This is a genomic window from Fluctibacter corallii (genome assembly GCF_025751585.1).
Classification (GTDB): Bacteria; Pseudomonadota; Gammaproteobacteria; order Enterobacterales; family Alteromonadaceae; genus Fluctibacter_A; species Fluctibacter_A corallii.
This window is the reverse complement of the sequence record NZ_JAOWKX010000007.1, coordinates 136,638-147,633: the sequence shown is the minus strand read 5'-3', so window position 1 is coordinate 147,633 and position 10,996 is coordinate 136,638. Positions and strand designations below refer to the sequence as shown.

Here is a 10,996-nt window from a genome sequence, read left to right as displayed (position 1 = left end):
AAAACGTTAACAAAAAGAGGGAGCGTGAGTGTGATAAGTCGAACAATAAATGGACGCTCAGAGCTGGGCAAATCGGCGGGATTTACGCTTATTGAATTGGTCATTGTAGTTGTCGTTCTTGGGTTACTGGCTGCGACGGCATTACCGAGACTGCTCGATTTTACTGAAGAGGCAGAAGATGCCACGGTGGAAGGCGTTGCAGGTGGATTTGCAACAGGTGTTGGGCTGGTACGCGCACAATGGGAAATTGAGGGGCGTCCGTCTGATAATCAGGGAACCAATGCGACTTTTGTCACTATTGAAGGTATTCAGGTGGCCGTCGACAAAGACACAGGTTACCCAACTGGACAGTTAAACAGCGACGCCAGTAGCGAAGATACGCAAATGAATGATTTGGATTGTGAAAGTATATTTAACCTGATCATGCAAAGTGCACCGACGATCTCGTCGAATTGGGCACAGCGGCCGTTCGAAGATCATCGCTACTTTACACGAGCCAGCGAAGGCACGGGTTCCGGTGGAAATGATCAGTGTTATTACTATTTAAGCCGAACAGTACGAAATCTGACGGCTGAGCCGACCAATAACGGTCAAGGCAATGGGTTTGTTTACGACCCTCGCATTGGTCAGGTGATTGTATTTAGTAACAACTAATACGTAATGTGTACCCATGTATTAACTCAAATACGTATGGGGCATAGGCGCGACTTACTTTATTGAGCAAACTATAACAACAATATTGGGGTAATTAACATGCAACAACGCGGCTTTACATTAATTGAATTGATCATCGTGATCGTCATTTTAGGCGTGCTCGCAGTGACTGCGGCGCCACGATTTTTAGATTTGGGTGGTAATGCGCGAAGTGCAGCCATGCAAGGGATTTTTGGTGCGGTGCAATCCTCTACGCAGATTGCCCGCGCAGCATTGTTAATTCAACCCAACCAAACTGTGTCGATTGAGGGGGTCACGGTACAGTTTTTCGATAACGATCCATCCACGTCAACCGGTGATGCGCCAGCCATTAACGGGTACCCTCATGCCGAGGAAATGTGCGCGTTGATTGGATTGGCGGCGCAAGATGGTAATACGGCGGCGGCCAATCAAGTTGGCACGATTGGCACTCAGGTCGCTGGTGACAACATATCTTGCAATATGAACGGTACCACCAACGCAATCACTATTCGTGATGACAGAGCTCCTGAACCTGATGATTGCAGCGTAGTCTACACAGAGTCTACGGCGGCCAATGTTGCGCCTGTTGTGACACTAGATGTGACAGGTTGCCAAGCATAATCATTCGTGAACGATACAGTAGAGCAACTCTATTTTAACCGAGGCTTCACGCTGGTGGAGCTTGTAACGGTGTTGCTCCTGCTTGGTGTGCTCGCCATTGCTGTTGCGCCACGATTTTATAGCACAGGTATTGCTGAACAGACGTATCAGGCACGTTTAATTAGTGCGCTGCGATATATGCAGCAACGTGCGATGCAAGATAGCCGAGCATTCTATTGTTATCAGATTAACCTTCAAGAAGGAGCGAACTCTCAATTTGGGCCGCGAACCTTGAATTATTCTGGCAACCCTCTGGCTACTTGTTTGCCGGGTATTGGTAGTGAAGATGATGCTAATTTTTTACGCACTGAACCAGGTGAAATGGCAGAAGACAATGTCGAGTTAGTGTTAGCAAAAGACTCGGGAGGCGTGAACAATGCATTTGACCCTTACGTTCGGTTTACATCAAAGGGGTGCACCACCCAAGATGGGCTAGCCTGCAGCCTTCGTCAACGCATTGAAGTGCGTGGCGTAACGTCGTCACGTTTTGTGTGCATCGAACCAAACGGGTATATTCATGCCTGTGATTAAGGTTACGCCTTTGATTTCATATCATCTTAGACATCGCGCAAACGGGTTCACGCTCATTGAGCTTGTGCTCGGCATTATTGTATTTGCGATTGTGCTAGTCATCGTTACCACATTGATAGCGCCGCAAGCCAGCAAAAGTGTTGATCCGATTATTCAAGTCAGAGGCGTTGAATTGGCGCAATCGCTAATTAACGAGATTGCGGCCAAGTCATTTGATGAACATTCCGACCGAATTAACGGCACCGCGCGTTGTAATGAATCTGGTGTGCTGTGTACGCCAAGCAATCTTTTTGGCCCAGATGCTGAAGGCGGAAGGCCGAACTTTGACGATGTTGATGATTATCATGGCCTCATCATACAAGGTGATTCGTTAACAGACTCCAATGGATCACCGCTCGTATTGGATGGCGTACCTCTATATGCAGGCTATACGGTAACGATTAACGTTATCTACGATGGTGATTTTGACGGTGAACCCGATACGCTGCAAACCGCGAAACGGGTGGCCCTATCAGTGACAACGCCATCTTCGTCGATCTTAGAGTTTGCCTTTTACAGGACAAATTTCTGATGCTTGGGCAAACTCATCGAGGGTTTACGCTGGTTGAAATTGTCGCTGTTATGGTTGTGCTTGGCATTGTGTCGTTGGGGGTAAGTCGTTACATAGGCACAGGCACACAAATCTATGCTGATGCTGTAGCGCGTGATCGTCTTTTAGGCGATAGCCGCTTTGTGGTTGAGCGTATAAATCGCGAGCTTCGCGGTGCATTGCCTAATAGCGTGAGAGTGTCGGGAAACAGTAATACTGGGCATTGTATTGAATTTGTTCCTGTCGTGTGGAGCAGTGTTTATTTCGATATTCCCGTCGCGCCAGAGCCGGCTAGTGATACGTTTGATATAGTGAGTTGGGATCCGGTGTCTCCCGATCGCTATTTTTACGAATCTCAGCATGAAGTTGTGATATATCCAGTGACTGCAAATGATGTGTATATTAGCCCATTACACCGTATTGGACTGGCGACTGAGCCTAGCGTGTCGTCTAATGTGGCTACACTGACCCTTGAGGCCGAACATCGATTTGCAACTGACTCGCCTAGCGCTCGTGTTTATATTGTTGATACGCCAGTCAGTTTTTGCGTCGTCGCAGGCCGCATTACCCGGCATGCTAATTACGGCTTTTTTGCTGCGCAGCCGTTATTTCCAAACGCAGGTGAAGTGGTGGCAGAGCATAATGCCAATACATTGTCGAACGTGGCCGGTAACACCTTTGGTGATCCATTCACGGTAACACCAGCAACGCTTACCCGAAATGCCGCAGTGGTTGTGTTGCTGAAGTTTGCGCAAAGTGGCGAGTCCATTACGTTTTATAACGAGGTGCATCAGCCCAATGTACCTTAATGCGCACTCAAACAATTCTGTAAAAGATATAAGATCACTGTCTGGGTTGGCAGCGCAGCGAGGCAGTTTATTGGTAGTGGCCGTGTTTGTTGTTGTTGTGTTCTCGCTTATTGGCTTAGTGATGACACGCATGTTGGCAGCCTCTGCACAAAATACCGTGGTAGAAGTGTACGGTTTACGCGCGTTAAATGCTGCACAATCTGCGCTTCAGCAAAAAGTAGCGCTTGCGTTTCCCGTGACTGGCGCAAGCACGTGTGATGACAGTCTTGCGTTAGATTTATCTGCGCAAAATGGATTCGAAGGATGTTCCGCGACAGCAACCTGCGCTTTGACGCCATTCACCAGCGAGAACATTGATTACTATCGTTTTGAAGCGACGGGTGTATGCGTGGCTGGCGAGATTGTTACCAGCCGCAGAGTAAAAATTGATGCTAAGGTTAATCCGTGATGTGGAGCCGAGTGTCTATTCTTGTATTTTTGCTGAGCTTTACGGTGGCAGGGCAGGCAAAGCTGATTTCTCATTGGCCTTTTGATCTGTGTAGCCTTTCGGGTGACGAGAATGAACTTGTCGATGTTGAAAGCGGCATACATGGCACCGGTGTGGGTATGCTCGAAAGCGAATTTTCGGGGCGTTTCTGCCAATCTCTGCGCTTCGATGGCAAGGGTAGCCACGTAATTATTCCTCACAACAAAAAATTTGAAGTTAACAATGGGGCGATTGCTTTTTGGTTCAAAGCACCAGAACTGTCTCATTCTCATCGGCGTTCACGTGGTGGCATGGCGCTGTTTTCCAAAGATTCTGATGGCACCGATAACGGTGGCGACCACCTGACTATTTGGGTCGATAGCGATGGAGGACTGTTTGTTCGCCACCAGTCAAAAAATACCAATTATGATATTGACACCTCTCGTGCAATCACTGTTACAGAGGGCCAATGGCACCATTTGGTGTACACCTTTGGTAGCAAAGGCATGCATGTGTATATCAATGGGCGACTGTACGGCTTTAATGATACCGCGAAGCTGCGCCTGAAAAACAATGTTGAACCCATTATTCTTGGTGCCAATGCATGGCTGACAGATAATTCAGAGAGCCTGCCTAGCGACCTAACCGATCACTTTAACGGTGAAATAGATGACGTTCGGCTGTACAACAAACAGCTTGATATTGCTGATGTCAGAACGTTGTATGAGCAGTCAGACTACGCTTGTGTGTCATGTCACAATGTGCATCATTTTCAAATTCAACATGATGGTGCAGGGCTAACTTGCGAAGCGGAAACGGTGTTTATCAAAGCGTGTGCAAATGCAGACTGTTCGCATGTTTATGATCAGGATGCCTCTGTCACGCTGTTACCGGTGCAACAAGACGTAGTGATCCCTGCCAATAGCCAAGGCGTCAGTGTCGCGTTTCGTCAATCAACCCCAGAAATCGTGTCTCTTGCCGTAGGCTCATCAACACCATCAGCCGCGTATTCTTATCAATGTTTACGGAATGACGGTGTCGCAAATTGCACGTTACCTTTTACCGATGCAGGACTAAAAATAGTTAACGCGACAGGCGCTATAACTTTACCCACTCAGGTTGCAGGACGTGAATTCTCTACGATGTCGGTTCAGGCGGTAAAAGACAATGAGGGCGTGTGCCAGGCGCTGCTAGAGGGTGAGCGCTCGCTACAAGTGCAATTTCAGTGCGCTGAACCAAACCAATGTAAAACACCGCTGAATGTGAATGGCGTAGACATCAATTCGGGGAGTCATGCTTTCACGCCAGCCAATTTTAGTCAGGCAAGTGCAGCGCTAAATCGTATTTCATACCAAGATGCTGGCCGAATAGGATTGAAATTATCTGTTGTCGTTGACGATGTGACGTTGACGTCGGGGTGGCAGCAAGTCAACGTTATTCCTTACCAGCTCAGTCTTGCTAAAACGTCGGTTAATCGCGGTACGCGAGCAGGACACACGTTTGATATTGTGATTGAGGCGCTGTCTGAGACGGGCGCAGTGTTGCCGAATTATCAGCCTGAAAATTTGCAAATGAGCGTAGTGAGAACAGATGCATCGCCGTATTCAGGGTTGCTTGATTATGGTAGCGGCAGTTTATCTAGCCAAACATCGCAGACGTTTAGTGCTGCACCGCTGGTCAATTTTAGCCAAGGCGCTGCAACGCTGAATGCACGTTATATGGAAGTGGGAAGCGTGGCGATTGATGTTCGCGATGTGAATTATTTAGGCACTCACCTTACTATTCCGAGTGCGGGTGCGACTACGCTAGGCACGTTTATTCCTGCCTACTTTGATGTGCAACGAGAGACCTTGGCTGACATAAAGGTTCAGCATGCCCACAGTCAATTTTCATATTTTGGGCAACCCATTGGCTTTGTGGAAGCGCCAAGTTATATCGTCAGCGCTGTGAATGCGACGGGTCAAATCACCAAAAACTATGATGCGATTTTTGATTGGCAACTTCCAAGCACATTTTCCGACTTATCTGTCACTGATAATGGCTATGCAGCTGGGTTGACTATCCATCAACCAGCACGACCAGAAACCGTGAAGATGACCGCTGGCGTGCGACAATTTAACCTTCACGATATTCAGTATTTATATAATCGGACGATAACGCCTATTGCCCCCCACGTTGCCCAGTTGCGCTTGGAAGTGGGCCCGACGCTGTTCAGTCGCGTGTTGGAAGGGCAAACGGTATGCTTTGATACAGAGGGTGATGGCGATTGTGACGGGTTTGTTGTGGCGTCGGTTGTCGCTGAGTCAGCGGATTCGACCTTACGCTGGGGGCGTTTGGTGTTAGAGAACACCTCCGGCTCTGAGCTTGAAAACAAAATTGTGCCAGTGAATGTGCAGTATTATGTTGATGAAGGTCAGGGCTTCGTGCGTAATGTCGATCATACTGGACTCACGCCATTCTCAATCACGCCCCAGCAGGTGAGCATGAAGCATATGTCGTCATCGTCTGAAGACATTACTGATGCAGTTAACATTGCATCTTCGCAATTTAGGTTTGTGAAAGGTAGTTCATTAGGGCATGGTGGCATTTTCGTGAATCAAGCGGCAGATACCCGTTTACGAAAGCGTGGTATTGTTACCATTGAACTTCGGTCAGATCTGCTTAGTTGGGATGATTATCTTGATTTTGATTGGAATGGCAATGAATCAGGAAAAGGCAACCCAAGTGCGCAAGTCACCTTTGGTATATACAGAGGAAATGACAGAATTATTTATTGGCGAGAGGTCTTTGACTAGTGCAAATTGATACCTAGGTATAAAATTTAAAACCTAATGCAAATAGTTGAGTGTAAAAATACAAAGGCGTGCTAAATTCAACAAATCTAAGCATTATTTTGTGTTTTGTGGCGGGAATACGCTTGCGCTTTTTGCGTCAACTCAATAGCATAGACGATTGGTGTAGCAACTTTTGGGCAAATCCTAAATAAAAGTGTTAAGCTACAAACAGAATAAAAACAATACGCAGTATGCCATTTGGCGATAAGTTTGGAACTGGACAATGAATCGAATAGCACATTTGGCCTTAGCCGTCGCTGTCACGCTGTCTTCTTCTGTAGTGGTTGCTTCTGCAAACGCTGCTGACATGTCAGTGACAGAGATAGAACAGCAAATTGCGCAAACACAATCTGATTATGACAATTATCATAAGAATCTCGAGGCTGAAGAGGCCGTTGCTAGAGAGCTAGAGCGTGAGCTGGAAGCATTGCGTGAAAATGCCGCATTGGCTGATGTTGATCGTCAGGCTGCGTTGATTGAAATGAATCTTCAATACGAGCGAATGGTAGAAGATCCAACGCTCGATATCACAGGCGTACAGAAAAAATACCAAGAAGCTGTACTCGCCCACAAGCGTCTTAAAGACGCAATCACTGATAAATACAACGAGTGGCAAAACAAGTTGCGTGCGGTTGAGCAGTTGCAAGTGTCAAAGCACAGCCTGTTGAATACGCTTGAAAGCTTAAAAGAGAAGCTGAATAGTGCCCGTATCGACCGTTTGTATGCGGAATTTAACCGTAAAAACAGCGTTACCGTCAGCCATAATGTGGTGTGTGATCGTGATGAAACCATCAACAAATGTATGGAACGCGGTAAAAATTTGGCGAAGCAAAAAGCGTCTAAGCGTTTCTTAGACGAGCTTTATGACAGCTTGAGCGACAAAGTCGAAGCTGAGCGCCGTCGTTCGTCTTCTGATGCGTACGTGCAGGTATTACGTAGTGAAGTTACAGACAGCAACTTCAGCGGCATGGGTAATTTCAACGTACAAATGGCGGTGGAATTACAAGGTAACCTGAAACGCAATGAAGGTTGTCAGTTGTTAGGGCTAGACAAACGTTACTGTGTTGGCGCAAAAAATAAAGCGCAGGATGTCGCTGAATTGGTCACAGAAACCTCTACTGCCGTGGCGACCGACGAATCTGTTATGCACGAGCTAACTGTGCGTTCAAACGTCTACGACGATGAAGTCTTCATTGACGGCGTTTCATATGGTTCGACGCGCCTACAAATTATGTTGCCTGCCGGCGAACATGATATCGAAGTTGTTAAGCGCGGCTTTGAACCTTATCGTCAAACGATTAACCTGAATGAAACACGCACCCTGCGCGTCGATTTAGAGCGTGCTAAGCACACCTTTGCAAAAGGTGAGCGTATTCAAGATATTTTAGCTGGCGATATCCCAGGACCAGAGCTGGTTGTGATTCCAGCGGGAACATTCCGCATGGGAGACATCAACGGGGTAGGTTTGGAAAACGAACGTCCCGTGTCAACACAAGATCTGATGAATTCTTACGGTATGTCTGAATTTGAAGTGACCGTGGGTGATTTCGAGAAGTTCGTAGAAGCGACCAGTTACGTGACTGAAGCTGAAAAAACCAAAGGCTGCGCTTATTATGAGAATGGCAAGGCCGTCTGGGCTGAGCAGCGCAACTGGCGTGCACCAGGTTTTGTGCAAACTGAAAAAAGCCCCGTTGTATGTGTTAGCGTGAATGATGCTCAGGCCTACGTAGATTGGCTATCGGAAGCAAGCACTCACCGTTATCGTTTGCCTACCGAAGTAGAGTGGGAATATGCTGCACGTGCAGGCACTGAATCTGACTATTGGTGGGGTAACGGTGTTGGTACAGATAATGCGAACTGTGGCTGGTGCGGTAGCCAATGGTCTAATGTTAGCACTGCTCCAGTAGGCGCATTTGAGCGTAACGACTACGGCTTATACGACACGGTCGGTAATGTGTGGGAATGGTCTACGAGTAATCGTGCTCAGGCAGGTGCTGTCGTAAGAGGCGGTGCGTGGAACTTTGCTCCGCGTTTAGCCCGCGTATCAACCCGTATGGAAATAGATCCAGAGTTCCGCTCAAATTATATTGGCTTCCGAGTATTACGCGAACAGTAAGCGTATAGCGAGAGTCTAAAAAAATCCCGATTTATATCGGGATTTTTTGTATCTGCTTATCATAAGCGTGCGCAGTCTATTTATTGTCTTTGTTGTTTTCTGGTTTCCACGCACGTAATGGCCTTGAATACGAGAAAGATGTGACCGAATTTTAATCGAAAATACGGTAAAGCTTGATTTATTTGAACTATTTGTGCTTGAAAGGGATCTCATTACTTGCTGAACCCAGAGGGCATTGGTAAAGTTAGCGAAATAAAACACTTAATCACTCAGGATGCGGTTACTCCATGTTTAAAAAGCTTCGAGGAATGTTTTCCAACGACCTGTCAATCGACCTCGGTACAGCCAACACGCTTATCTATGTAAAAGATCAAGGCATCGTACTTAACGAACCTTCTGTGGTGGCGATACGTCAAGAACGCGCTGGCGGGCCAAAGAGTGTCGCGGCCGTGGGTGGTGAAGCGAAACGTATGTTAGGACGTACGCCAGGCAATATCAAAGCTATCCGCCCTATGAAAGATGGTGTAATTGCAGACTTTTACGTAACTGAGAAAATGTTACAGCACTTTATTAAGCAAGTGCACGACAACAATTTCTTACGTCCAAGCCCGCGTGTTTTGGTGTGTGTGCCTTGTGGTTCTACGCAGGTTGAACGCCGCGCGATTCGCGAGTCAGCACTGGGAGCTGGAGCAAGAGAAGTGTACCTTATCGATGAACCGATGGCTGCGGCAATTGGTTCTGGCCTACCAGTGTCTGAAGCGACAGGCTCTATGGTTGTTGATATCGGTGGAGGTACAACGGAAGTCGCCATTATTTCACTTAACGGTGTGGTGTACTCTTCGTCTGTGCGCATCGGGGGTGATAAATTCGATGAAGCGATTATCAACTACATCCGCCGTAATTTTGGTTCATTGATTGGTGAAGCAACAGCGGAGCGTATCAAGCACGAAATCGGTGCAGCTTACCCAGGCGAAGAAGTGAAAGAGATTGAAGTGCGTGGACGTAATTTGGCTGAAGGTGTACCAAGAGGCTTTACGTTAAACAGCAACGAGATACTTGAGGCGCTTCAAGAACCATTGACGGGTATTGTATCTGCGGTAATGGTTGCACTTGAACAGTCTCCACCGGAATTAGCCTCTGATATCTCAGAGCGAGGTATGGTGCTAACTGGCGGTGGTGCATTATTAAAAGATTTAGATCGTCTACTGATGGAAGAAACCGGTATTCCCGTTGTGATCGCCGATGATCCGCTCACCTGTGTAGCCCGTGGTGGCGGTAAAGCATTTGAAATGATCGATATGCACGGCGGAGATTTGTTCTCTTACGAATAAGCGGTCAAGTGCTGGGCTAAAGGCTCAGCACGCTGTTTGCGCAGCAGGGGAGTATCTGTACAGAGTTTTCTCTATCAATGCAGACACGGTCAATAAAAATTTAAACTAACGCGAATCTGTTCTGCAAACATGAATACAATATTCACTCGAGGTCCTTCAATTACTATCAGGCTAGTGATTGCCTTGGTATTGTCGGTGGTGTTGATTGTCGCAGACCATCGTTTTGATGCGTTTTCTTCCTCCAAAGTTTACCTTAATTCTTTAGTAACCCCACTTCAGTATCTGGCGAGTTTACCCGAACAAATGCTCAGCGCTAGCGCTAGCCGTTTAGCGAGCCATCAGCGTTTATTACATGAGAATCGCGAATTAGTAAAACAAGCGACCCTTATGAATGAAAAGCTCCAGCGCTACACGATTTTGCAGCAGGAGAATAACCGGTTGCGTAAGTTGTTAGGCTCACCAGTTCGCCAAGACATGCAAAAGATGATCGCGGAGCTGATGGCTGTTGATAATAATCCTTTTAGCCATCAGATCGTTATTGATAAGGGCGCAATTCACGGCGTCTATGAGGGACAATCGGTACTTGATAGCAAAGGAATCGCAGGCCAGATACTGGATGTTGGCACAGCCACGAGTCGCGTATTGCTGATTGCTGACTTGACCCACGCAATACCTGTGCGTATTGAGCGCAACGATGTGCGAATAATCGCGACGGGAGCCGGACGATTGGATGAATTGCTGCTAGAACATGTCCCTCACAGTGCAGACGTACAAGAAGGTGATGTACTCATTTCCTCTGGTTTAGGCAATGTCTTTCCAGAAGGCTACCCTGTGGCAAAAATTACTTCCATTGTGAGAGATGAGGGTCGCCCGTTTGCGCAAGTTCGTGCTGAACCGATGGCACAATTAGACAGGCTTAAATATTTACTGTTGTTATGGCCAGAAAACGCACCTAAGCAACCTGTATTTGCGGAAGAGGGATAAA

Annotated in this window: 10 protein-coding genes; all 10 read left to right on the top strand. The window is 47.1% G+C overall.

Going from position 1 to position 10,996, the window contains the following annotated elements; translation table 11 throughout:
* Positions 1 to 24: 24 nt before the first annotated feature.
* The 10 genes from OE749_RS13875 to mreC all read left to right on the top strand — a co-directional run bounded on the left by OE749_RS13875 (position 25) and on the right by mreC (position 10,995).
* Positions 25 to 654 carry a prepilin-type N-terminal cleavage/methylation domain-containing protein gene (locus tag OE749_RS13875; protein WP_263713065.1) on the top strand — a complete coding sequence of 210 codons (630 nt, stop codon included), beginning with the start codon at positions 25 to 27 and terminating at the stop codon, positions 652 to 654.
* A gap of 99 nt (positions 655 to 753) precedes the next feature.
* Entirely contained in the window at positions 754 to 1,296 is a 543-nt protein-coding gene (locus OE749_RS18585) for a prepilin-type N-terminal cleavage/methylation domain-containing protein (protein WP_318527884.1), read from the top strand.
* Positions 1,297 to 1,302: 6 nt separating this feature from the next.
* Positions 1,303 to 1,866: a prepilin-type N-terminal cleavage/methylation domain-containing protein gene (locus tag OE749_RS13865; protein WP_263713064.1), complete on the top strand. Its 564-nt coding sequence runs from the start codon at positions 1,303 to 1,305 to the stop codon at positions 1,864 to 1,866.
* Positions 1,853 to 2,437 carry a type IV pilus modification PilV family protein gene (locus OE749_RS13860; RefSeq protein WP_263713063.1) on the top strand — a complete coding sequence of 195 codons (585 nt, stop codon included), beginning with the start codon at positions 1,853 to 1,855 and terminating at the stop codon, positions 2,435 to 2,437. Before OE749_RS13865 ends, OE749_RS13860 begins: the two co-directional genes overlap by 14 nt.
* Positions 2,437 to 3,264 (top strand): PilW family protein, encoded by an 828-nt coding sequence (locus tag OE749_RS13855; RefSeq protein WP_263713062.1) that lies wholly within the window; start codon positions 2,437 to 2,439, stop codon positions 3,262 to 3,264. Before OE749_RS13860 ends, OE749_RS13855 begins: the two co-directional genes overlap by 1 nt.
* On the top strand, positions 3,254 to 3,712 hold the full coding sequence (locus tag OE749_RS13850) for a type II secretory pathway protein (RefSeq protein ID WP_263713061.1): 459 nt from the start codon (positions 3,254 to 3,256) through the stop codon (positions 3,710 to 3,712). Before OE749_RS13855 ends, OE749_RS13850 begins: the two co-directional genes overlap by 11 nt.
* On the top strand, positions 3,712 to 6,525 hold the full coding sequence (locus tag OE749_RS13845; protein WP_263713203.1) for a LamG domain-containing protein: 2,814 nt from the start codon (positions 3,712 to 3,714) through the stop codon (positions 6,523 to 6,525). The genes OE749_RS13850 and OE749_RS13845 overlap by 1 nt, the downstream gene beginning before the upstream one ends.
* 262 nt (positions 6,526 to 6,787) lie before the next feature.
* On the top strand, positions 6,788 to 8,680 hold the full coding sequence (locus tag OE749_RS13840) for an SUMF1/EgtB/PvdO family nonheme iron enzyme (protein WP_263713060.1): 1,893 nt from the start codon (positions 6,788 to 6,790) through the stop codon (positions 8,678 to 8,680).
* 287 nt (positions 8,681 to 8,967) lie between these two features.
* On the top strand, positions 8,968 to 10,011 hold the full coding sequence (locus OE749_RS13835; RefSeq protein WP_263713059.1) for a rod shape-determining protein: 1,044 nt from the start codon (positions 8,968 to 8,970) through the stop codon (positions 10,009 to 10,011).
* Positions 10,012 to 10,140: 129 nt separating this feature from the next.
* Complete coding sequence (mreC, locus tag OE749_RS13830) at positions 10,141 to 10,995, top strand: rod shape-determining protein MreC (protein ID WP_263713058.1); 855 nt, start codon at positions 10,141 to 10,143, stop codon at positions 10,993 to 10,995.
* Position 10,996 lies beyond the last annotated feature (1 nt).

What these genes read in the sequence shown, in the direction of transcription:
- OE749_RS13860 (WP_263713063.1), top strand. Translation starts at nt 1,853, where the DNA reads ATGCCTGTGATTAAGGTTACGCCTTTGATTTCATATCATCTTAGACAT.
- OE749_RS13845 (WP_263713203.1), top strand. Translation starts at nt 3,712, where the DNA reads ATGTGGAGCCGAGTGTCTATTCTTGTATTTTTGCTGAGCTTTACGGTG.
- OE749_RS13840 (WP_263713060.1), top strand. Translation starts at nt 6,788, where the DNA reads ATGAATCGAATAGCACATTTGGCCTTAGCCGTCGCTGTCACGCTGTCT.
- OE749_RS13850 (WP_263713061.1), top strand. Translation starts at nt 3,254, where the DNA reads ATGTACCTTAATGCGCACTCAAACAATTCTGTAAAAGATATAAGATCA.
- OE749_RS13855 (WP_263713062.1), top strand. Translation starts at nt 2,437, where the DNA reads ATGCTTGGGCAAACTCATCGAGGGTTTACGCTGGTTGAAATTGTCGCT.
- OE749_RS13835 (WP_263713059.1), top strand. Translation starts at nt 8,968, where the DNA reads ATGTTTAAAAAGCTTCGAGGAATGTTTTCCAACGACCTGTCAATCGAC.
- OE749_RS18585 (WP_318527884.1), top strand. Translation starts at nt 754, where the DNA reads ATGCAACAACGCGGCTTTACATTAATTGAATTGATCATCGTGATCGTC.
- mreC (WP_263713058.1), top strand. Translation starts at nt 10,141, where the DNA reads ATGAATACAATATTCACTCGAGGTCCTTCAATTACTATCAGGCTAGTG.